This is a genomic window from Paenibacillus sp. YSY-4.3 (genome assembly GCF_054767475.1).
Genome location: NZ_BAABMC010000001.1, coordinates 592,866 through 616,006 on the forward strand (window position 1 = coordinate 592,866; position 23,141 = coordinate 616,006).

At 50.5% G+C, this 23,141-nt stretch carries 20 protein-coding genes and 1 other annotated feature; of the genes, 16 read left to right on the forward strand and 4 right to left on the reverse strand.

Annotated features, from left to right (window positions below):
• Nucleotides 1-110: 110 nt before the first annotated feature.
• The 8 genes from ACYUJT_RS02715 (at nt 111) to ACYUJT_RS02750 (ending at nt 8,901) form a co-directional block, all read left to right on the forward strand.
• Complete coding sequence (locus ACYUJT_RS02715) at nt 111-854, forward strand: response regulator transcription factor (RefSeq protein WP_460318652.1); 744 nt, start codon at nt 111-113, stop codon at nt 852-854.
• A gap of 232 nt (nt 855-1,086) precedes the next feature.
• Nucleotides 1,087-2,280: a methyl-accepting chemotaxis protein gene (locus ACYUJT_RS02720; RefSeq protein WP_460318653.1), complete on the forward strand. Its 1,194-nt coding sequence runs from the start codon at nt 1,087-1,089 to the stop codon at nt 2,278-2,280.
• 192 nt (nt 2,281-2,472) lie between these two features.
• The gene (gene pstB / locus ACYUJT_RS02725; RefSeq protein ID WP_460318655.1) at nt 2,473-3,228 is read left to right on the forward strand and encodes a phosphate ABC transporter ATP-binding protein PstB; all 756 of its coding nucleotides are present in this window, start codon (nt 2,473-2,475) and stop codon (nt 3,226-3,228) included.
• Nucleotides 3,229-3,247: 19 nt separating this feature from the next.
• Nucleotides 3,248-3,907, forward strand: a complete 660-nt coding sequence (phoU, locus tag ACYUJT_RS02730) for a phosphate signaling complex protein PhoU (protein WP_460318657.1) — start codon at nt 3,248-3,250, stop codon at nt 3,905-3,907.
• Nucleotides 3,908-4,073: 166 nt separating this feature from the next.
• Nucleotides 4,074-6,740, forward strand: a complete 2,667-nt coding sequence (gene polA, locus ACYUJT_RS02735; protein WP_460318658.1) for a DNA polymerase I — start codon at nt 4,074-4,076, stop codon at nt 6,738-6,740.
• 62 nt (nt 6,741-6,802) lie between these two features.
• The gene (gene mutM, locus ACYUJT_RS02740) at nt 6,803-7,669 is read left to right on the forward strand and encodes a DNA-formamidopyrimidine glycosylase (protein WP_460318659.1); all 867 of its coding nucleotides are present in this window, start codon (nt 6,803-6,805) and stop codon (nt 7,667-7,669) included.
• A gap of 75 nt (nt 7,670-7,744) precedes the next feature.
• Nucleotides 7,745-8,341: a dephospho-CoA kinase gene (gene coaE / locus ACYUJT_RS02745; protein ID WP_460318660.1), complete on the forward strand. Its 597-nt coding sequence runs from the start codon at nt 7,745-7,747 to the stop codon at nt 8,339-8,341.
• Nucleotides 8,338-8,901, forward strand: coding sequence for a lytic transglycosylase domain-containing protein (locus ACYUJT_RS02750; protein WP_460318662.1), 564 nt, complete (start codon nt 8,338-8,340; stop codon nt 8,899-8,901). The genes coaE and ACYUJT_RS02750 overlap by 4 nt, the downstream gene beginning before the upstream one ends.
• Before the next feature lie 78 nt (nt 8,902-8,979).
• Here the strand turns inward: ACYUJT_RS02750 and ACYUJT_RS02755 are convergent, their stop codons facing one another.
• Nucleotides 8,980-9,201 carry a small, acid-soluble spore protein, alpha/beta type gene (locus ACYUJT_RS02755; RefSeq protein ID WP_460318663.1) on the reverse strand — a complete coding sequence of 74 codons (222 nt, stop codon included), beginning with the start codon at nt 9,199-9,201 and terminating at the stop codon, nt 8,980-8,982.
• A gap of 153 nt (nt 9,202-9,354) precedes the next feature.
• Between ACYUJT_RS02755 and nrdR the strand changes: the two genes are divergently transcribed.
• From nrdR to pstB (ACYUJT_RS02785), 6 genes are all read left to right on the forward strand, one after another.
• A complete protein-coding gene (nrdR, locus tag ACYUJT_RS02760; RefSeq protein WP_460318664.1) occupies nt 9,355-9,831 on the forward strand; it encodes a transcriptional regulator NrdR in 477 nt (158 codons plus the stop codon).
• A gap of 39 nt (nt 9,832-9,870) precedes the next feature.
• Entirely contained in the window at nt 9,871-10,065 is a 195-nt protein-coding gene (locus tag ACYUJT_RS02765; protein ID WP_460318666.1) for a hypothetical protein, read from the forward strand.
• A 184-nt stretch (nt 10,066-10,249) separates the two neighbouring features.
• Nucleotides 10,250-11,188, forward strand: a complete 939-nt coding sequence (locus tag ACYUJT_RS02770; protein WP_460318667.1) for a phosphate ABC transporter substrate-binding protein PstS family protein — start codon at nt 10,250-10,252, stop codon at nt 11,186-11,188.
• A gap of 75 nt (nt 11,189-11,263) precedes the next feature.
• Nucleotides 11,264-12,166: a phosphate ABC transporter permease subunit PstC gene (pstC, locus tag ACYUJT_RS02775; protein WP_460318668.1), complete on the forward strand. Its 903-nt coding sequence runs from the start codon at nt 11,264-11,266 to the stop codon at nt 12,164-12,166.
• The gene (pstA, locus tag ACYUJT_RS02780) at nt 12,163-13,050 is read left to right on the forward strand and encodes a phosphate ABC transporter permease PstA (protein WP_460318670.1); all 888 of its coding nucleotides are present in this window, start codon (nt 12,163-12,165) and stop codon (nt 13,048-13,050) included. The genes pstC and pstA overlap by 4 nt, the downstream gene beginning before the upstream one ends.
• A 12-nt stretch (nt 13,051-13,062) precedes the next feature.
• Complete coding sequence (pstB, locus tag ACYUJT_RS02785; protein WP_460318672.1) at nt 13,063-13,821, forward strand: phosphate ABC transporter ATP-binding protein PstB; 759 nt, start codon at nt 13,063-13,065, stop codon at nt 13,819-13,821.
• Nucleotides 13,822-14,022: 201 nt separating this feature from the next.
• Here pstB (ACYUJT_RS02785) and ACYUJT_RS02790 read toward each other — a convergent pair whose 3' ends face one another.
• Nucleotides 14,023-14,520 carry a hypothetical protein gene (locus tag ACYUJT_RS02790; RefSeq protein WP_460319821.1) on the reverse strand — a complete coding sequence of 166 codons (498 nt, stop codon included), beginning with the start codon at nt 14,518-14,520 and terminating at the stop codon, nt 14,023-14,025.
• Nucleotides 14,521-14,676: 156 nt separating this feature from the next.
• Between ACYUJT_RS02790 and ACYUJT_RS02795 the strand changes: the two genes are divergently transcribed.
• Both ACYUJT_RS02795 and ACYUJT_RS02800 read left to right on the forward strand, forming a co-directional pair.
• On the forward strand, nt 14,677-15,309 hold the full coding sequence (locus ACYUJT_RS02795; RefSeq protein WP_460318674.1) for a DedA family protein: 633 nt from the start codon (nt 14,677-14,679) through the stop codon (nt 15,307-15,309).
• Nucleotides 15,310-15,534: 225 nt separating this feature from the next.
• Nucleotides 15,535-18,936, forward strand: a complete 3,402-nt coding sequence (locus ACYUJT_RS02800) for a DEAD/DEAH box helicase (RefSeq protein ID WP_460318676.1) — start codon at nt 15,535-15,537, stop codon at nt 18,934-18,936.
• Between the two features lie 67 nt (nt 18,937-19,003).
• Here the strand turns inward: ACYUJT_RS02800 and ACYUJT_RS02805 are convergent, their stop codons facing one another.
• Together ACYUJT_RS02805 and ACYUJT_RS02810 are read right to left on the reverse strand one after the other, a co-directional pair.
• Nucleotides 19,004-20,674 carry a 2-isopropylmalate synthase gene (locus tag ACYUJT_RS02805; RefSeq protein ID WP_460318678.1) on the reverse strand — a complete coding sequence of 557 codons (1,671 nt, stop codon included), beginning with the start codon at nt 20,672-20,674 and terminating at the stop codon, nt 19,004-19,006.
• A gap of 91 nt (nt 20,675-20,765) precedes the next feature.
• Nucleotides 20,766-21,040 (reverse strand) — a binding site (T-box leader).
• A gap of 89 nt (nt 21,041-21,129) precedes the next feature.
• The gene (locus tag ACYUJT_RS02810) at nt 21,130-22,950 is read right to left on the reverse strand and encodes a hypothetical protein (protein ID WP_460318680.1); all 1,821 of its coding nucleotides are present in this window, start codon (nt 22,948-22,950) and stop codon (nt 21,130-21,132) included.
• Between the last annotated feature and the right edge of the window lie 191 nt (nt 22,951-23,141).

A 23,141-nucleotide genomic window follows, 5' to 3' on the forward strand; every position in this document is an offset into this window, starting at 1 on the left:
AATGTGAAATATGCTTGAAAATTTTACACCGCGTTAACAATGCCATGATATGCTGGGCTTGTCATGATTCGTCGACATCGATTATGCCGGACTAGAAAATGGGGGGTACTATGACTCAACGGCTGTTAGTAATTGAAGATGAGCCAACGCTCTCGCGGCTACTGTCTTATAACCTGTCACGCGAAGGCTATGAAGTTGTGGTTGAAGAGCATGGACAGTCTGGATTGGACACGGCATTGAAGAACGATTTTAATTTGATATTGCTGGATTTGATGCTGCCGGGCATGAACGGGTACGAGATCATGTCCCGGCTTCGAAGTGAGGGCGTGAAGACACCCGTGATTATGCTGACCGCAAAAAATGCGGAGGAAGATGTCGTTCAAGGCTTGAAATCGGGTGCAGACGATTATATTACCAAGCCGTTCGGCGTAGCGGAGATGCTGGCTCGCGTTACTGCCGTGCTTAGAAGATCTTCGGGCGTGGAAGAGCCGGAGAAGAAACCGCAGCCTCAAGAGGCAGGCTCACAAATTACGCTGGGCGATCTGGTCATTTATCCGGAGAAATATGAGGTGACTTTGGGGAGCGAGCAAATTTCGCTGCGGCCGAAGGAATTCGAAGTGCTGCTGTATTTGGCACGCAAGCCCGGGGTTGTCATGACGCGAGACGACTTAATGAATGCGGTATGGGGATTTGATTATATCGGAGGGCAAAGAACCGTCGATGTGCATGTAAGCTCGCTGCGCAAGAAACTGGAGCTTGATCCCGGATCGGTGTATATTGATTCCATTCGCGGAGTCGGTTATAAGCTCGTCGTCAACAAGAAGAAAGCATCGACCGTTTCCGCTGAGTCGTAGGCAAGATAATGAACGCAAGGATGACTTCTGATCAATCAGGGGTCTTTTTGTTTATGGAGAAGAACATTTCAGATCATTTTTTGCATAGATCACGGAGTAAAATTTGCCGTTTTGTAAAACATTTAACATAGGTCCAAAGCACCGTTAACACCCCCTTAACAAATCTTTTCTATGATGCAGTCAGAGAGATAAGAGACATAAGAAGAGAAAGTATGGGTCAGGAGTGGTGTGAGTGGTTAATCAGGCCGTCGTTGAGCGGGAAATCGCGTTATCCTCCCGTGGTTTTGTGGAAGTCTATGCAAAAGAAGACACAGAAGACAAGGAAGAAAAGCCATCTGTGGACTTGGGGGAGCGAGGAAGTGCGGTGAGAGCGGACGCTTACTGCCGAGCCGTGCCGACGACGGGTCCTGAAGAATCGTGCCTGGACGTTCTGAAGCGATTCCAGTCCGATGCGAAGCTGCCGTGCGTCATTGTGTGCGATCATGCGAACAGACCGCTGGGGCTGCTGATGAGGGATACTTTCTATCGCCGATTGGCGGGACGCTTTGCTGCCGATTTGTTCTATGAGAGGCCGGCTCTGATGTTTGCGGAGAAATCGCCGCTGATCACCGAGATCACCACTTCGCCCCGGCGGCTTATCGACGCTGCGTTGAACCGGGAAGCAGCAGTGTTCTATGATAGCTTGATTCTGACGGAGCAAGGCGAATTCAAGGGCGTCATGACCGTTCAGGATCTGATGCTGATGTCGAGGGAACTGCAGCGGGAAGCGGATCAAATCCGAGAAGAAATCGTAAGGGAAAGTCATACCAAAGTGCTGGAAATCGACCGGTCCGTTAACGAGGTGTCCGCTACTTCAGAGCGCAGCCTGAGGCAATCGGAGGAGATGAGCGACTTGGCGACGGCAGGACGGACCGAGCTTGAGGCGGTGCAGGCTTCGTTCAGCCGCGTGTTGAAGATGACGAAGTCCCAGGAGGAGCAGGTAGCGGCTTTGCTGGAGCATGCAAGCAACATCTCGTCCATCGCGGCTTCGATTCGGGTACTGGCGGATCAAAGCAGCCTGCTAGCGATGAATGCCTCAATTGAAGCGGCTCATGCCGGGGAGCATGGCAGAGGTTTTGCTGTCGTCGCGAGCGAGATCAGGAAGCTGGCGCTGCAAACGAAAATGTTCTCAGATGATATCGGGTTAACCTTGGATATCGTCAGCGGGCTGGTCAAGCAAACGGCAGAGGCCTCCTCCCTGACAACGGTAGAAATGCAGCTCAGCCACGACCGGGTGAATAGCGCAGACCATACATTCCAAATGCTTGTCGATTCGGTAAGAACGGTGGAAGCAAGGGGAAGGGAAATGTTCCAGACCGCCGGGAACGCTGCAAAGCAGACAGAAATCGTGCTGCATGAGCTTGAGCAATTGTCGTCGAAGAATTGAAACTGGTGTGATAGCAGCGCACCTGGATGTTAATGTTCGGAAAACATTTTACACTGCGTTAACATTCCTGGGTAATATCTTTTACATAGGGAAGGTAAAATGGTTTTATGTCTAAAGTTTGATACACACTAATCACTGAACTGACCTACAGGTTATTGTCAGGGTGCTGCTAAGATATGAAGGAGAAATGACATGGAACCGATCATCCATATTGATAAATTGAATTTATATTACGACCAGTTTCAAGCGCTGAAGAACATGTCCCTCGATATTCCCGAGAAGGCGATTACGGCATTCATCGGTCCTTCGGGCTGTGGCAAGTCCACTTTGCTGCGGACGTTGAACCGGATGAACGACATGATTCCGGGAACCCGAATCGAGGGATCCGTGCAAATTGGCGGGAAGGAGATATACAGTGACGACGTGGAGGTTGAAACTTTGCGCAAGCAGGTAGGCATGGTGTTTCAACAGCCGAATCCTTTTCCGAAATCGATTTATGACAATGTTGCTTACGGGCCGCGGCTTCATGGCATAAAGGATAGAGCAAGGCTAGATCAAATCGTGGAGCAGAGCCTTCGCCAAGCCGTACTGTGGGAAGAGGTAAAGGACTTCCTGAAACGTTCCGCACTCAGTTTATCCGGCGGCCAGCAGCAGCGTCTTTGCATCGCCCGGGCTATTGCCGTTCAGCCGGACATCCTGCTTATGGACGAAGCGACTTCCGCGCTGGACCCGATATCGACGCTAAAGATCGAGGAATTGGTCCAGGAGTTAAAAGACAGGTATACAATCGTGATGGTTACTCATAACATGCATCAAGCGGCCCGTATTTCGGACCGCACTGTATTTTTCCTGAATGGTGAAATTGTAGAAGCAGACGATACTCGCAAGCTGTTCTCAACGCCGCAGGATTCGCGTACCGAAGATTATATTTCAGGACGTTTTGGTTAACAGAAGGGAGCAGTGGAACATGATCCAAAGAAGAGAATTCGATCAAAATTTGGAGGAATTGCGGCAGTTGCTGAGGGAAATGGGAGAGCACGTGGAGCATGCCCTCAAGGAATCCGTTGTATCGCTGCAGAACTTGGACGTCAGCAGAGCCAAAGGGATTATTGCCCTGGACTTGAAGCTTAATGAAATGGAAGAAGAAGTGATGGATATCGGCTCCAGATTGATCGTTACGCAGCAGCCTGTTGCCAAGGATCTTCGCCGGATTATCGTTGCTTTTAAAATCTCCAGCGATTTGGAGCGCATGGGCGATCTTGCGGTGGATATCGCTAAGGTAACGCTTCGTTTGGAAGGGCAGACGCTGCTGAAGCCGCTGATTGACATTCCGAAAATGGCGGAGCTGGTCGAACTCATGGTGGAAGAATCCCTTCAATCCTATTTGGACGAAAATACGGATCTGGCTTATAAAATGGCGAAGGATGACGACGAGGTCGACCATCTTTACAGTCAAACGATCAGCGAGCTGTATTCGATCGTTATTAATCATCCCGACTCCCTGCAGCAAGTGATGCTGCTTACGCTAGTGGGAAGATATATTGAACGTATTGCCGATCATGCGACGAATATCGGGGAGAGCGCCGTTTACCTCGTTACCGGCCACCGCCCAGACCTTAATCAATAATAAGAATACAACACGTGAATATAATCATAGAACAGTTAAAGCGCCGGAATGCTCCGGCGCTTTGCTGTTTGTGCATGAATATCGTGAATTATTGCAATGTTTTTATATATCGGGGGAGCATGTGTTAGAATAATAGTCAGGAGTATGCCCAAGAACGAGGTGCTGTATGGAAAAATTAATTCTTATTGACGGAAACAGTATTATTTACCGGGCGTTCTTCGCCATGCCGCCTCTGAACAATTCAAGCGGCCTGCATACGAACGCTGTGTACGGATTCACGAATATGCTGCTAAGACTCATTCAGGACGAGAAGCCGACTCATATTATGGTAGCGTTTGATGCGGGAAAGGTGACTTTTCGCCACGAAGGTTACGAAGACTATAAAGGGGGGCGTGAGAAGACGCCTCCGGAATTGAGCGAGCAGTTCCCGCTTACCCGTGAGCTGCTGGAGAGCTTTGGAATATGCTGGTTCGAGCTGCCTGGCTACGAGGCTGACGATATTATCGGAACGATCAGTATGCAGGCCGAAGCTGCCGGCAAAGATGTGCTAGTCGTAACCGGAGACAAGGATATGCTGCAGGTAGTTAGCGATAAGGTCAAGGTGGCCTTGACCCGGAAAGGGATTAGCGAAGTAGAGCCTTATGGGCCGCAGGAAATCCAAGAGAGATACGGGCTTACGCCGGATCAGATTATTGATCTGAAAGGTCTGATGGGCGATGCTTCGGATAACATTCCCGGCGTTCCGGGAATCGGCGAGAAGACCGCATTGAAGCTGCTGCATCAGTTCGGATCCGTGGAGGAAGTGCTTGCCCGGACGGACGAGCTAAAGGGCAAGATGAAGGAGAATCTTGTGCAGCATGCTGAGGATGCGCGGCTGAGCAAGAGGCTCGCTACGATTCATCGTGAGGTGCCGGTTGACCGTTCCTTTGAGGATATGCTTTTTCATGGGCTGCAGGAAGAGAAGGCGGCACCGATGCTTCGCAAGCTGGAGTTTAAATCGTTGCTCGAAAGATTGTCATTCGGTGAAGGGGCAGGAGACACCGGGGCAGCGGTCGAAGCCGGCAAGGCGCAGGACGAAGTCGAAGTAACGATCGTGGATGAGACTTCACTGCAGGAACTTGTGCGCGAGCTACCGCAGATCGAGGTCATGTACGTGGAGTCGCGAGGCGATAATCCGCATCAGTCCGAAGTTATGGGGCTGCTCTTCTCCTCGAAGGAGCGTCATTTCTTTGTGTCTTGCGAATTTTTGTTGAGTGCGGCGGCGAAGCCTGTCAAGGATTGGCTTGCGGATCCGCAAATACCAAAGCGCGGCTATGATCTTCATCGAGCCGATTTAGCGCTGTACTGGCAAGGGATTTCGTTCGCGGGAGCCGAATTTGATATCGAGCTCGCGGCGTATTTGCTTGATCCAACGGACAATAACCAGACGGTCAGCGGACTGGCTGCCAAATATCATTTGCCGCAATTGCTTTCGGATGACGAGGTATACGGGAAAGGTGCCAAGTTCAAGGTGCCCGATCCCGAAACGCTCAGCCTTCATTTGGCCCGCAAGGCGCTGGCGATGCTGCGTTTGATTCCGCTGCAAAAGGAAGAGCTTGAGAAAAATGAAATGAACCGGCTGTTCTTTGAGCTGGAAATGCCGCTGTCCCGCATTCTAGCGGATATGGAGAAGCAGGGGATTGCGGTTAACCGCGACGCGCTAGCCGCGCTCGGCAAAGAGTTCGAAGCGCAGATCAGCAAGCTGGAGAAGCGGATTTATGAAATCGCCGGCTTGGAATTCAACCTGAATTCGCCAAAGCAGCTCGGCGAGGTTCTTTTCGATAAGCTGGAACTGCCGGTCGTAAAGAAGACGAAAACGGGTTATTCTACGGATGCTGAGGTGCTGGAGAAGCTGGCACCATATAATGAGATTGTCCAGTTCATTCTGGAATACCGCCAGCTAGCGAAGCTGCAATCGACCTATGTAGAAGGTTTGCTGAAGGAGGTTCGCCAGGATACTGGGAAGGTCCACACGTTCTATCGACAGACGATTGCCGCTACGGGCAGACTCAGCAGTCAATATCCGAACTTGCAGAACATTCCGATCCGCTTGGAGGAAGGGCGCAAAATCCGCCAGGTGTTCGTGCCGTCCGAAGAGGGCTGGTCTATACTTGCAGCGGACTACTCACAGATTGAACTGCGGGTGCTAGCGCATATATCGGAAGATAAGGGATTGCAGGAAGCTTTCCTACATGATATGGACATTCATACAAAGACAGCCATGGACGTTTTCGGTGTATCTCAGGATCAGGTGGATGCAAACATGCGTCGTTCGGCCAAGGCCGTGAACTTCGGAATCGTTTATGGAATTAGCGATTACGGGTTATCGCAGAACCTGCATATTACCCGGAAGGAAGCTGCGCAGTTCATCGAACAATATTTCGAGGCCTTTAAAGGCGTGCGCCGTTATATGGATGAGATCGTTCAAGAGGCGAAGCGCAACGGCTATGTAACGACGCTGCTTGAGCGCAGACGATATCTTCCTGAGATCAACGCGTCCAACTTCAACCTGCGTTCCTTCGCCGAGCGTACGGCCATGAATACGCCGATCCAAGGTACCGCAGCGGATATCATCAAGCTTGCGATGGTGCTTATGGACGAGACGCTGCGCAATCATGGGCTGAAGAGCCGTATGCTGCTCCAAGTGCATGACGAATTGGTGTTCGAGGTGCCGCCGGAGGAAGTGGAGACGATGAGCAAGCTCGTACCCGAGACGATGGAGAAGGCATTACAGTTGTCGGTACCGCTGAAGGCGGAGGTAAGCTACGGATCCAACTGGTACGAAGCCAAATAGTTAGAGGTAGTTCAAAAAGATCGCTTTTGATCAAGATAAATTAAAGTTTGAGGTGAAAGAACATGCCGGAGCTGCCGGAAGTGGAGACCGTTCGGCGGACATTGTCGGCTCTCATCGTCGGAAAGACGATCGAGTCGGTGAAGGTGCTGCTGCCGCGAATTATTCAGCGTCCCGACGATATCAAGCGGTTTGAGATAGAACTGGCGGGCCATACTATTGTAGATGTTGGCCGACGCGGCAAATTTTTAAGAATTGTTATGGATCAGCTCGTGCTGGTCTCCCATTTGCGGATGGAAGGCAGGTACGGGGTATATGATCAGAATGAGGAAGTAGAGAAGCATACCCATGTCATCTTCCGGTTTACCGATGGCACGGAGCTTAGATATAAGGATGTCCGGCAATTCGGCACGATGCATTTGTTCCTCCCCGGGGAGGAATTTAAGGAGAAGCCGCTGATGAAGCTGGGGCTCGAGCCGCTGGAAGATACCTTTACGGCAGACGTTCTTCGGGAGTTGTTGTTCAAGCGATCGACGAAGATCAAGGTTGCTCTCCTCAATCAGGAATATGTGGTGGGCCTCGGCAATATTTATGTGGATGAAGCTCTGTTTCGGGCAGGGATTCATCCGGAGCGTGCGGCGAACACCTTGTCGGCGCAGGAGTGGACAACGCTTCATGAAGCGATCGTCTTTACCTTGACCGATGCGGTCGAAGCTGGCGGTTCATCCATTAAATCATATGTTAACGGCCAAGGCGAGATGGGAATGTTCCAGCATTCGCTGCAAATTTATGGGCGCAAAGGCGAATCATGCGTAAAATGCGGCCATCCGGTTGAGAAGAGCGTGGTTGGCGGCCGGGGGACGCATTATTGTCCGATTTGCCAGGTTCGTGCGCTGGACGAGCATTCAGGCAGAGAGAGAATAGGGTCATGATATGACCCGGACAATTTGAAAGTCGAAACGGCCTAGCCCCAAGTATGAAGTAAAAAGGGATAGCGAGGTGAATCAATGAATATCGGGCTGACGGGCGGGATCGCAACAGGCAAAAGTACGGTCTCCCAAATGCTGGTCACACGGGGAGCCGCTTTAATCGATGCCGATGTTATTGCCAGAGAGGTAATGGAGCCCGGGCATCCTGTGCTGCAGGCGGTACAGGAGCGGTTCGGGCCGGACGTCATCCATGATGATGGTACATTAAACCGCAAAAAGCTGGGCGAAATCGTCTTCGCCGATCCGGAGAAGCTTAAAGCGCTGAATGGTCTTACCCATCCTGCCATTCGCGCCGAAATGAGGCAGCGGATGGCAGATCATGAGGCGGCGGATCCTAAACGACTTGTCGTCGTGGACATACCGCTGCTGTATGAATCCGGACTGGAAACGATGTTTGAACAAGTGATGGTCGTGTATGTGCCCCGTGAAGTGCAGCTTAACAGGCTGATGCAGAGAGACGGACTGACTTTAGAGCAGGCAGAGGCAAGAATACGAGCCCAAATGGATATTGAGGAAAAGAAGGAGAGGGCGGATATTTTGATTGATAATAGCCTCGGAATGGACAAGACGGAGTTGCAGATCGAAGATTTTTGGCGGAACAAGGTTTTGCTATGAAATGGCTGCGTAAAAAAAGAGTGCTGCTTTTGTTGTTTCTCGGTTTTACTGTAATTTTATTTTTTAATTCCAAATGGTTGGCCTTATTTTACCCGATTCATTACAAAGAGGAAATTAAGATTCATGCACAGAAACACAATCTCGATCCCTTGATGGTGGCAGCGATCATTCGGGTGGAGAGCAATTACAAGACAGGGTCCGAATCGAAGAAGGGCGCGCTCGGCATCATGCAAATTATGCCGGATACTGCGAAATGGGTCATAGAACAGTCGAAGCTGCCGGATGTATCTTTAAAGAAGGTAAAGGAAGAGAGCGATTCGAATATCGCGATTGGAACCTGGTATTTGAAATCGCTGCACGAACAGTTCGATGGAAATGAGATCGCCATGATTGCAGCATATAACGCGGGGCCGACCAATGTCCGGAACTGGCTGCGAAGCGGCAGGTGGGACGGGAAGCTCGAATCGGTCAAAAATATTCCGTTCGGCGAAACGAGGCATTATGTGCAGAGAGTCACTCATTACTACGATCAATACGTTGACATTTACGAGCGCCTTTAAGATAACGGTACTCATTTATGATAGAAAAGCATTGGACAGGCTGGGGCCTGCGCCAATGCTTCCTTGAGCCTAGCTTAATTATTGATATTGGCCTGCCAGGTGCTGCTCGGCCAAAGTTACCAGACGTTTGGTGATGAAACCACCAATCGAACCGTTTTCGTAAGAAGTCAGGTTGCCGGCATATCCATCTTGTGGGAAAGAGATGCCAAGCTCCTGAGCTACTTCATATTTCATTTGCTCCAGAGCGCCGGAAGCTTGTCTAACCACCAGGTCGTTCGAAGAATTATTATTTTGGGCCATGATATGTTCACCTCCTTGTGGTAAAAGTATTATGTGCCGAAATAGACATCTTCATTACGAATATTTTAGTTATTTATTGGCATTCCTTGACGCTTCCGACAACAGTGACGATAGCTTAACCAAATTTCTTTATAAAAAGGGGGTAAATACACGTTGAAATGTCCATATTGTGACTATTCCGGAACGAAGGTGCTGGATTCTAGACCGGCGAACGAGAACCGTTCTATCCGCCGCAGGCGGGAGTGCGAGAAATGCAGCCGCCGATTCACTACCTTCGAGATGGTGGAGGAAATGCCGTTGATTGTCATCAAGAAGGACGGCAGCCGGGAGGAATTCAATCGGGAGAAATTGCTGCGGGGCTTGATTCGCGCTTGCGAGAAACGGCCGGTATCCGTCGAGCAGCTTGAATCGATCGTGTCGGCAGCGGAAAGGTCGCTGCGCCATACCGCTAACGCCGAAGTAGAGAGCCGGGAAATCGGGGAGCTTATTATGGAACAATTGTACCCGGTAGACGAGGTAGCATACGTACGATTTGCTTCGGTCTATCGTCAATTCAAGGACATCAATATGTTCATGAAGGAATTGAAAGGCCTGCTCTCAAAGAGCAGTGGCCCGTCGGATTCCATATAGTCCGACCGTCTAATTTGGACACGCTGGAGGTTTGCGTTCATGAAATGGAACAGCCAGGCCGGAATGGCGCTTGGATTTTTAGCCGGAACAACGTTTGGCAGCGGAATCGGCTTTCTGCTTCACTGGCAATCTTACGATATGGTTGCGATCGTGAGCGCATGCGGTGTGATTGGCGCAGCCGCAGGGGCGTGGATAGTGCATAGAGTTATTGGCGGCACCTCAAATGCTAACTAAGTGTGAAGAGCGACAGTAAAATTTAAGAAATTGGAATAATAAATACCCGTTTAATTCACGATAAGTGAAAGAAGCGGGTATTTTATTTTTATTTTTTACACAGAGTTTACAAAACTCATACATGGGTTTGATATTCGGTTTCTATAATCAGATTGTACAAACAAATGAGGGGGAAACTTAAACAATGAAAAAGAGTTTAATGTTAGTTTTGACTTTGGCATTGACATTCACGTTGGCCGCATGCGGTCCAAATAACGCGGCGAAGTCCAATAATCCGGCAGAAGCTCCAGGTACTGCTAACGAAACTCCGGCAAATGAAACACCAGTATCTGAACTATCCGGTTCAATCCTTGCTGTTGGTTCTTCAGCACTTCAACCACTGGTGGATCAAGCTTCCAAAAAGTTCATGGATCAAAATCCGAAGGTTTCTATCCAAGTACAAGGCGGCGGCAGCGGCACAGGCTTGACGCAAGTCTCCGGGGGACAAGCTGATATTGGCAACTCCGACGTATTTGCCGAAGAGAAGCTGGATGCAGCTCAAGCGGGCGAACTGGTTGACCACCAAGTAGCGGTTGTAGCTATGGCAGCAGTCATCAATCCTGACATCACAGTTGATAATCTGACGAAGGATCAATTGGTTGGTATTTTCACAGGTAAAATCACCAACTGGAAAGAAGTCGGCGGACAGGATCAAAAAATTCAAATCGTAAACAGACCGTCCAGCTCGGGTACGCGCGCGACGTTCGAGAAATATGCATTAGGCACGAAAACGGAAGATCTTCAAGGCTCTATCCAAGAGGATTCATCGGGTACGGTTAAAAAGCTGGTAAAAGAAACGCCAGGCGCGATCGGCTACCTTGCTCTGTCTTACCTCGACGATTCCATCAAAGTTGTGAAATACGACGGCGTCGATGCAAACGAAGAGAATGTTGCTAACGGCAGCTATCCGGTATGGGCGTATGAGCACATGTACACGAAAGGCGAGCCAAACGAAGTTGTAAAAGCATTCCTTGAGTACATGGCTTCTGATGACGTACAAAATAACGATGTCGTTGAGCTTGGCTACATTCCAGCCGGAAAAATGCAAGTAAAACGCGACGTAGACGGCAACATTACGAAATAATATACGACATCATTTCGGCAAGACGAGAGGCGGATTCTTCTGCCTCTCTCTGTGCTGTGTAAAGGGAGAGGTCTTATGGCTCATACCGGCAGAAGACAAAAGCCAAAGCAACATATAATCGAAGAATGGACCGGTAAAATATTTACATCGCTATGCATCGTCCTTTTGGTAGTCACTATTTTCTCCATGGTGTATTTCGTGGCTACCAAAGGACTAAGCACGTTTATAAAGGACGGAATCAGCGTGGCCGAAATATTCGGCAGTACGCAGTGGAAGCCGGACGGGGAGCCTCCGTTCTTCGGCGCTTTGCCATTTATTATCGGATCGTTCAGCACATCGCTGCTCGCTGCGCTCATTTCTGCTCCCTTAGGTATTTGTGCGGCTCTTTTCATGGTTGAAATCATGCCGAAAATCGGTAGAAAATATTTGCAGCCTGTCATCGAGCTTTTGGCGGGAATACCCTCCGTTGTCTACGGGTTCGTGGGCCTGAGTGTCATCGTGCCATTTTACCGCGACGTATTTCCGGGGCAGGGGTTAGGGATTGCAGCCGGTGCCACCGTGCTGTCGATCATGATTCTCCCGACGATTACGTCCATTGCCACCGATGCGCTGGCCGCGCTGCCTCCGGGTCTGAAGGAAGGTTCCTACGCGCTTGGAGCAACGAGGTGGCAGACGCTGTACCGTACGGTGCTGCCTACGACGCTGCCGGCTCTGATGACGGGTGTCGTTCTCGGTATGGCGCGGGCCTTCGGGGAAGCGCTAGCCGTTCAGATGGTAATCGGGAATGCTCCGCATATCCCCGGTTCGCTGTTCGAATCCACTTCGACTTTGACGAGCGTCATTACACTAAGCATGGGTAATACCGTTATGGGCACGATGCAGAACAATGTTCTGTGGACAATGGCTCTCATCCTGATGATGATGACTTTTGTTTTCGTCTTCGTAGTACGGTGGCTGGAAAGGAGAGCTAATCGATGAGCGCAAAAACAGCAGATAAAATCGCAACCGCGGTCATTGTGACTTTGGCCGGCTTTATCGTCCTCATATTGGCCGGACTTCTAGGCTTCATTCTGGTCAGGGGGCTAGGACATATCAGCTTCGACTTCCTGACTTCCCCACCGGAGACGATTAAGGAAGGCGGCGGGATCGGGCCGCAGTTGTTCAATTCCCTATTTCTACTCGTCTTGACCTTGCTAATTACGGTTCCGCTAGGAATTGGCGCGGGAATTTATATGAGCGAGTATGCGAAGCCGGGAAAAGTGACTGATTTTATACGCCTGATCGTTGAGGTGCTGTCCTCCTTTCCGTCTATTGTGGTTGGCTTGTTTGGCTTGCTGGTTATCGTTAACGTATTCGGCTTCGGCTTCTCGCTGTTCTCTGGCGCCCTCGCATTGACCGTGTTCAACTTGCCGCTAATGGTGCGTATTACGGAGCAGGGGATGAAAAGCGTGCCGGTAGCCCAAAAGGAAGCAAGTTTGGCTCTCGGCCTGTCGAAGTGGAAAACGATTCGCTCGATTATGCTGCCGATTGCGATGCCGATTATTTTGACGGGCACAATCCTCGCTGCGGGCCGCGTGTTCGGTGAGGCGGCAGCTCTGTTATTTACCGCGGGAATGAGCAGCCCGAGACTCGACTTCACGGATTGGAATCCGTTCAGCCCGATGTCTCCCTTGAATCCGTTCAGGCCTGCCGAGACGCTGGCCGTTCATATCTGGAAAATCAATTCGGAAGGTTTGGCTCCGGATGCTCCGGAAATTGCTGCAGGAGCCTCAGCCGTACTTATACTCACCGTGCTGGCGTTCAATCTTTTGGCCCGCTGGCTGGGGCGTGTCATGCATAAGAAATTTACAGCAACGAAATAGGGAGGAGCCTCTATGAGCAATATCGAACTATCCGTCAAGGATTTGAGCGTGTACTACGGGGAGAAGCAGGCGGTCAAAAATGTCTCGCTGGACTTCGAAACTAAGCAGGTGACGGCGTTGATCGGCCCGTCCGGCTGCGGGAAGTCAACATTCCTGCGCAGTTTGAACCGGATGAACGACCTCATTAGCGGTGCAAAAATTACCGGGGGAATATGGATCGGTGATGAGAATATCAACGATCCCAAAACCGACGTAGTGCTTCTGCGCCAAAAGATCGGGATGGTCTGGCAAAAACCGAACCCTTTCCATAAATCAATTTACGAAAATATTGCATTTGGTCCCCGTTATCACGGGATCAAGGATAAGAAGAAGCTGGATCAGATTGTCGAAGAATCCTTGACGAAAGCCGCGCTTTGGAATGAGACAAAGGACAGACTGCACCGTTCCGCGCTTGCATTGTCCGGCGGGCAGCAGCAGCGGCTATGCATCGCCAGATCCATTGCGGTTAGCCCGAGCATCATTCTGATGGATGAACCTGCCTCGGCGCTTGACCCGGTATCTAGTTCCAAGGTCGAAGAGCTAATCGCCGATTTGAAGAAGGAATACTGCATTATTATCGTAACCCATAATATGCACCAAGCGGCACGGGTCTCGCAGAAGACAGCGTTCTTCCTAATGGGGGAGGTCGTCGAGTTTGATGACACGGACAAAATTTTCACGAATCCAAAGGAAAAGAGGACGGACGACTATATTTCCGGAAGATTTGGATAATGCCGGAAAAGGCATATGAACCATAAAGGCAGGCGGGATTGAGGTATCCCGGCCTGCCTTTTTTGAAACGGGCTGTTTATGAAATTAGCATACATTGGCGTATCCTGAGGTGTTCGAGTACAATAGTTATTACGGAAGAAAATGTCTATTATTCATGAGTTATTGGATAGACTACAAGTAATCGAAATAACTATATGAACTTTACGACAGCAAGGTAATCACGAGCAGTTCATACAGCACTAGCGGGAGAATGACATTGTTATAGTAAGAGGAGCCGAACAATCCGCGGCTGTAGCCGTATTCTTCGGAACCGTAGGGAGCCGGGGGCAGATATCCGGGTGAACCATAAGGGGTCGGGACGGGGGGAGCTAGATAGCCCGGTTGGCCAAAACTCCCATATTGTCCCGGGTAACCTTGCTGCGGGTAACCTCCGAACTGGTCTTGGCCGTAACCATACGGCCCGAATGGCGGATCCGGATCTTTGCCGGTCTGCTGGCCAGGAATGACGAGGAATAGCAGGCCGCCGTCTGTGTGGGACAATACGCCTTCGTAAGTTATCCCTTCTACCGTTTGGACGCGAACAGGACGATTCGCATGTTGCTTGCAGATTTTATGCAGATGATCCTTCATACTCTTAACCGTTTGGACGGCATTTGGATTGGCTTGATAGACCACTTGCTTCCCTTCACTTAACGCCATAGGTTTAACCTCCACTAATCATGCAAAGTGCTTTCTGCTGACATCCTATGCTATAGCCCAGATGGTGGTGCGTGATATTTTTCTTGAAACGGATGCAAGGGCTTGGTAACATATTTAACGTTCGAGAAGCATTGGTTTGAAATAAGGAGATTTCTAATGAATGTGTTAGAGTGGATTGAGCTCATGTTCAAGCAGTACGGATATTTGGTATTGCTGATTGGACTTCCCATAGATTTTATCGCCTTGCCGCTGCCGCCCGGGCAGACGACGCTAACTTTTACAGGTTATTTAGCCTATAAAGGTGTGTTCGGATGGATTCCGGCGATGGTCATGGCTTTTACCGGAGCGGCTATCGGAATTACAGTTACGTATCTGATCGGATACAAGGTAGGGGCGCCGCTCGTAGAGCGCTACGGCAAATGGATATTTCTTAAACCATCCCAAATTGAGAAAACGAGGCGTACCTACGACCGGTATGGCAATAAAATGCTGCTGATTAGCTTTTTTGTCCCGGGCGTCCGGCAATTTTTCGGCTATTTCGTGGGAATTATCCGGGTGCCCTTCAAGACTTTCGCGTTTTACGCCTACGCGGGGGCCGCGCTCTGGGTATTTGTATTCGTAAGCATCGGTTATGTGTTCGGCGAGCAGTGGCAGCATATATTTACTCTGGTCGAGAATTACTTGAAGTACATATGCACGGGCGTTGGGGCATTGCTGATTTTTTGGTTCATTTGGAAATGGCGGAGGCTGCGCTTAAAGGAGACAAAGTCCGAGAAAGGGACGAGTTAGATCTAGGCCAGCTGGAATTCAGGCGAACGAACAGGTAAGTTAATTTCATTCAGGCCCCAGGTAGACTAAAGGTGCGAGGTCTTTTACTTCGGCGCCTTTTTTAGTTTTTATTACTTACGGGCCAGTTTCTTTGATTAAAACCCTGGCGCTCTGTTATCATAATATATATTCGGAATAGTTCGGGATGAGGCATAACTTGATTTTCAATTAGGAAGGGACAGGGGAATGAGCTTTCAGTTGACGACTAGGGTCATCAAATTGCTTTGCGGCGAGGCTAGTTTTGAGCAAGGGAATATTTACGTTCAAGCTGGACGGGTGTATTTGAATCATACCGATCCTGAAGCTTTGACGTATGCAGCGACGGTGCGGGGCGAGGAGAGTTACAGCGTATCTATTATTATCGATAGCGACGGTGATGTTGAGGCCGACTGCTCATGCCCTGCGTATGGGAACAGCGATCGTTATTGCGGGCATATTGCTGCAGCATTAATTGCTATTCACAATCTTAAGCATGACGGGGCTAAGCCCGTCCGTACCTATAATTTAACCCCGATAATGGACGAGACCGGCGGACTGCGGGCAGGAAATAACGCTGGAACTGCTGCGAAGAAGGCGGGTTCTGCACAAACAAGGGCAGGTATAGGTTCGTTAAACGAGGAATTTATGACGCCAAGATTCAGACGCGATTCGATGGCTGCGCGCGATACGGGTGTGACCAAGGGCATATTGAAGATATTTGATGATAGACAGCAGGGGCGATTCGTCCGCACTAATCATCTAGCGGCTCTGAAGACGCCGCTTGAGGTCGAAATTATTTGCAAGCTGCATCCTTACCGCTCCCAGAAGCATTTATTCGGCGTGGAGCTGAAGGTCGGTACGAAGCGGCTATATATTGTACAAAAAATCCGCGAGTTTCTGGATTGCGTTGAACGCGGGGAGCCTTATGAGTTCTCCAAGCATTTCACGTATGTGCCGGAGCTTCATTTCTTTCAGCCTGAGGATGAAATCGTCATCCGCCAACTGCTGCAAATCCATCGCAACGAGCGGATGTACCAGGAGACGAACTCCAAGCTCGGTTCCTATTCGGCGTATGACAAGCTAATCAGCGATGACCGGCTGCTGCTTGTTCCGCCGTTTGCCTGGGATGCGCTGCAGCCTTTGCTGTCGGGAAATTCTGCGGTACAAATTATGCGGGAGCAGCAAAGGACGCACGCTTTCGAGATTTCAAGCGAGAGGGTTCCGCTTCATTTTGAGTTCGATGCCCATGATTCGGGGGGATATCAGCTGCGGATCGAGGGGCTGGATGAGCTGGTCGTCTTGGAGGCGTATGGACTCGTGCTGACCGGTGAGAAGCTGATCCCGCTGCCTGCCGAGCAGTGCAGCCGTTTGTCCGAGCTGAAGCATATGCTGTATTATTCGCGAAGCCAGGAGATTTATATTTCAGCCGAGCAGATGGAGCCATTCATCGAAAAGGTCGTTCCCGGCCTCAGGAAGCTGGGCGTCGTTCAGATGAGCGAAGCTATTTCGGGGCAAATCGTCCATGCAGCTTTGACGGCCCGGCTTTATTTGGACCGGGTAAGAGATCGGCTGCTGGCCGGACTGGAATTCCAGTACGGAGACATCATCTTTAATCCGCTAGCGCCCCATGACGAGCGGCGCGGCGAGAGCCGCATCATTATGCGCGACGGGGATAAAGAAGGGCTAATCTTAAGCCTAATGGAAACCGGATTGTTCGCGCAAACGGAGAGCGGCTATTTCCTGGACGATGAGGATGACGAATACGAATTTCTATATCGCGTTCTGCCGGAGCTGGAGAAACTGGTCCATGTGTACGCGACCTCGGCGGTCAAGGCTAGACTGTATACAGAGCATGCGCCGCCACAAATTCGCATCGATGTGGACGAGCGAACCGATTGGCTGGAATTCAAGTTCGAGATGCAGGGCATTCCGGAGGCGGAAATCAAGAACATTCTCAGCGCGCTTGAGGAGAAGCGAAAATACTACCGGATGCCGGACGGCGCCTTGCTGCCGCTGGAGAGCAGCGAGTTTCAGGAGATGGTTAAGCTCATGAACGAGGTAGGTATCCGCCGGGCCGATTTGAACGGTACGGAAATTCAACTGCCGGCTGTTCGCGGACTGCATTTCATGAATTATGCGGGAACGGGCAATAATGTGAAGCTGGGTAAGTCGCTGCGGCGTCTGCTGGATCATATGCGGAATCCAGATCATTTGGATTTTCCCGTTCCGCAGCAGCTCGATCCCGTTTTGCGGGATTATCAGAAATACGGCTACCAATGGATGAAGACGCTGGCGCATTACCGGTTCGGCGGTATATTGGCTGATGATATGGGGCTTGGCAAAACACTGCAAAGCATCGCCTTCATCGTCTCGGTGCTCCCGGAAATCCGTCAGCAGGATCTCCCGGCTCTGATCGTTGCGCCGGCTTCCCTCGTGTATAACTGGCGAAATGAGCTGAAAAAATTCGCTCCGGACATCAAAGCGGTCGTCGTGGATGGCAGCCGTACGGAGCGGGGCCGGGCGATGAGAAATTCCACCGACATCGACGTCATCATTACGTCCTATCCGCTCTTGAGACGGGATGTCGATTTATACGAAGGGCGCTCGTTCCATACGCTTGTGCTGGATGAGGCGCAAGCCTTCAAAAACCATACGACCCAGACGGCACAGGCCGTAAAGTCGATTTACGCGAAGTACCGGTTTGCGCTGACCGGAACTCCGATTGAGAATTCATTGGAGGAGCTGTGGTCGATTTTTGAGGCGGTGTTTCCGGATCTGTTCCCGGGGCGGAGGGAATTTAATGAATTGTCCCGAGAGAAGATTGCCCGCCGAATCCGCCCATTCCTGCTCCGCCGCTTGAAAAGCGACGTATTGAAGGAACTGCCGGAGAAGATCGAGACGCTGCAGGCCTCCGAGCTGCTTCCCGAGCAGAAGAAGCTGTATCTGGCCTATTTGGCCAAGCTGCAGCAGGAGACGCTGAAGCATCTAGATCAGGATGATTTCAAGCGGAACCGGATTAAAATACTGGCCGGCCTGACTCGGCTGCGCCAGCTCTGCTGCCATCCCGGATTGTTCGTAGATGACTATAACGGGAGCTCAGCCAAGTTCGAGCAGTTGCTGGAAATCGTTGAGGAATGCCGGAGCGCGGGTAAACGGATGCTGATTTTCTCGCAATTTACGGAAATGCTGGGCATGATCGGCCGGGAATTGGGATATGAGGGCGTACCATTCTTCTATTTGGATGGCAGTACGCCGCCAGCAGAACGGGTGGAGCTGTGCAGCCGGTTCAACGATGGGGAAAAGGATGTGTTCCTGATTTCCTTGAAGGCCGGCGGCACAGGGCTCAATTTGACCGGGGCCGACACTGTCATATTGTACGATCTGTGGTGGAACCCTGCTGTAGAGGAGCAAGCTGCTGACCGTGCACACCGCATGGGGCAGAAGAACGTAGTTCACGTCATTCGCCTGGTCACGCAGGGCACTGTCGAGGATAAAATGTATGAACTGCAGCAGAAGAAGAAAAATCTGATCGACGAGGTCATTCAGCCGGGGCAGGAGACGCTGTCCTCGTTGACGGAGGAAGAAATTCGCGAGATTCTGATGATCTAGCGAAAATAAAACAACCATGCTCCCTTCGAGGAACATGGTTGTTTCGTTATTTGATGAATATGGCCTCTTACTTGCTTTGCTCCTGGGTCATATTATTCACGGCACTGAATAGCGCTTTGACCGATGAGGTCATGATATCGACATCGATGCCGCAGCCCCAATGGACTTTGCCGTCCGTTGCCGTAATGCCAACATAGGATACCGCTTGGGAGCTGGAGCCTACTTCAAGTGCATGCTCCTTATAGAGCAGGTTGCTGTAGCTGATGCCGAGCTTCGATTGCAGGGCGTTGCTGATAGCGTCCAGCCGTCCGTTGCCAGCGCCGTTAATCTCTTGGATCTCTCCATTTTGCTTCACCGTAATCGTCGTCTCGTAATCATCATGCTGTGTGAAGCGATAATTCAGAAACTCGACAGGCGACTGGATGTTGACGTAGACCTCTTTGAAAATATCGTAAATTTCATTCGCCACCAGTTCCTTGGCCAGACGGTCGGAGACGTTCTTGACCCGGTAGCCGAAGTCCTCGCGCATTTTCGGCGGGAGATCCAGGCCGTAATGCTGCTCGAGCAGATAGCCGATGCCGCCCTTGCCGGATTGGCTGTTGATGCGGATGACGTCGCCTTCGTATTCGCGCCCGATATCCTTCGGATCGATCGGCAGATAAGGAACTGTCCAATGGTCGCAATCATGCTCCTCGCGCCATTTCATGCCTTTGGCGATCGCGTCCTGATGGGAGCCGGAGAAAGCGGCGAACACGAGCTTGCCCGCATACGGCTGTCTTTCGTTCACTTTCATTTTGGTCATGCGCTCATAAACCTCGATGATTTCCAGGATGTTCTCGAAATTCAGCTTCGGATCGACACCATGGGAATACATGTTCAAGGCGAGGGTAACGATGTCCACGTTCCCTGTCCGCTCCCCGTTGCCGAACAGCGTACCTTCGACGCGCTGTCCGCCGGCAAGCAAAGCCAGCTCCGTGTCGGCAATTCCGGTTCCCCGGTCATTGTGAGGGTGCAGGGACAGGATGACGTTGTCCCGGTATTTCATATGATCGCTCATGTATTCGATTTGGCTGGCATAGACGTGCGGCATTGACATGGATACCGTAGCCGGCAGGTTGATGATGACCTTATTATCCGCGGTCGGCTGCCATACGTCGAGCACCGCATTGCAAATTTCCAGCGAGAAGTCGACCTCGGTGCCGGTGAAGCTCTCCGGCGAGTACTGGAATTTGAAATTGCCTTCGGTTTCGGCCGCATATTTTTTCAGAAGCTCTGCTCCGGTCACCGCGATATCGATGATCTCCTGCTTGGATTTCCGGAATACCTGCTCGCGCTGGGCTACGGAGGTCGAGTTGTACAGATGGACGACCGCCTGTTTGGTGCCCTTCAGCGATTCGAACGTTTTCTGAATGATATGCTCTCTGGACTGGGTCAGCACTTGAATCGTCACATCGTCTGGAATGAGGTCCTGCTCGATCAGGGTACGCAGGAAAGTGTACTCTGTCTCGGAGGCCGCCGGGAAACCGACCTCGATTTCTTTAAAACCCAGCTTGACAAGCACTTGGAAAAACTCCAGCTTCTCCTCCAGGTTCATCGGTACGACCAGGGCTTGGTTTCCGTCGCGCAGGTCGACGCTGCACCAGGTAGGGGCTTCAGTAATATACTCCTTTTGCGTCCATTTCAGGCTCGGTTTTGGAGGCATAAAATATCCTCTGGTGTATTTTTCGAAATTTTTCATAGCAATGACCACCTTTCCCTCGTGTTGGATCTTCATTAATGTACAACTTATTTGTATTTGGAATATAAAAAAGCCTTCCATCTCCATAAACATAAGAGACGAAAGGCTGTTGTCAGCTTTACGCGGTACCACTCTGATTCATACCGTAAGGTATGCACTCTGCCGGATACGGGCTGCGCACTCGAAATGAGACCACTGCCTTATATCCTCCTACTGTAACGGTTAGGCTCCGGCTCCACCTACTTTAATACAATTTCAGCGAGCTACTTCAAGGTGAGTTCGGATTTGGCTTGCGACTGTTTTGCACCGGCCAACAGCTCTCTGGGCGCCTGCGTCAATCCTACTATTCCTCTTCAACGTATTTGAATATTGACGTTAGTTTACTACAACGTTGCAAGGGAATCAAGATATTTTTAGGATGGCTTGGCAAAGTTTTTTTCGGAACGATGGGATATTCAGTGTGAATTAGGGACGGATGAGCGCACCACCTGAACGGTTGCTGATCTGTAGCTCCCTTTGTAATATGCGTAAATTTTGGTCGTTCCGGCTTTGAGTCCCACAAGGTCGCCATTATCGTCGTAGTCGGCGATTTCTGGATTCGCGCTTCTAAACGTTGTCAGATGGGTGATGTCTACACGTTTGTAAGAAGTCGAGTAGTCGGAAATATATGTTCTCGTGTCCAGTTTGTCTCCGACAGACAGCGAATACTCGGTGGAGTCTAGGTTGAAGCTAGCCGGCTCGAGTTCACCTGAATCCTCGGGCAGTACGATAATCGGCAGGGTGGCTTGAAAGCCTTGATAGCTTGCGACAAGACGCGTAGTGCCCGGCTCGATTCCCGTTATCCGGCCCAGGCCGTCAACCGCCGCAATCGATGGATCTTCGATTTGATATTGTGCAGCAGCCGAGAGCGTATTCGTATAGCCGTCTGAATAGACCGCCTGAATGACCGTAGGCGCGGTATGGTCTTTGAGCACTTTTTTCTCGGATTCCGTAAAAGCGATCTTCGTTAGCGTCCGCTCGCCGGGCGGAGTGAATTCCTGCGGCTGGGGCAGCTTGCTCAGTTGGGCTTTGTAAATGTCGCCGCGATTGATCGTACCCGTCACAATGAACCCGCCGTCTATAGCTACGGCCGCATCGCCATGGTTGTACAGCGACGGGCCTTCGTACAGATAGTCGTTCAGCATTTGCCCCTCGTCATCGACGGTCAGTACGGCATATTGTCTTCTTACGTTCGGATAATCTCCTTTTGTATTAGCTCCGATCAAGGCGTAGCCGTACTCCGCCGGAACCAGTTTGCTGTACGTCCTAATCCCCGAATCGTATTCCGAAGGATATGCCTTTTCCCACAGCAGATTGCCGCTAGCGTCGATTTTGGCCAGCATATTTGCGGTTTTACCGTATGCCATTTTGCGATACCCGATCAGATAATTGCCGTCTTTCGCTGGAGTAAGGGTATGGGTGAGGAAGGTTGCTGTCTTATCCTGGTATTGCTTATTCCACTCCATAACTCCTTGCGCGTCCAGCTTGATGATGAGCAGCGCATTCTCGATGTCGGGCGTCTCGTCATAACTCTGCTTCGTAATGCTGCCTACGGCGAGAAATCCGCCGTCTGGGGTTTGGACGATGTCATATAAGTCCTGGTCTTCCCCGAACCAATATTTTTTGAACCATAGCTGCTCGCCATGGATATTCGTCCGAAGGGCGAAAGCGGAATATATGCCAGCGCTGGTTGCGCCAAAGCCTGTTACGGCATAACCCCCATCAGAAGTCTCAATAATAGAGAGCGGGTAGTTGTGATGTGGGTCATCATAAGTGTTCTCCCATTGAATGTTGCCATGGGCATCCAACTTTACAAAGTAGATCACACTGTAAGGCTTACCGCTGTAATCCGTGATCGTACCTGCGACCAAGTAACCGCCGTCCTGCGTTTCTACGGCATTTCTGGCCTGATCATTTGAGGAGTAGTTGATTTTCGTCTCCCATTCCGTGCTGCCTTCGGAATCGGTCTTAACGATATAAGCTACCGTATCCGAATAACCCCACGGGCCTGCTTCCCGGATATCGCCTAACAATAAATATCCTCCGTCTGATGTGGCGATGACTCCTTTGCCGGAGGAATGCACTCCGTAGTCTCTGGACCATTCCATGACGGTCTGCTCCGTACCGGATGCTGCGTAACTATGCTGAGTGAAGCCGGGGAGCCCGCCCATGGCGGACAACAACATGACCAAGACAGTAAACCATAAGCTTGAGCTGCGGATCAGAGATTTTAACAAATATTCCACTCCTCTCATTTTTGAAAGCAAGATATGTACATTATGATTTTAAAATGAAATATAATTAATCCCACGAAGAGCATATATTCCTATGTATATGTAATTATTTTTCTTTTATGGTAGATCGCTAGGTTATGAAGCTTTGGAAGCAGAATGAAATGGGACGGAGGAAGAGGGATTACTTCAGGCAT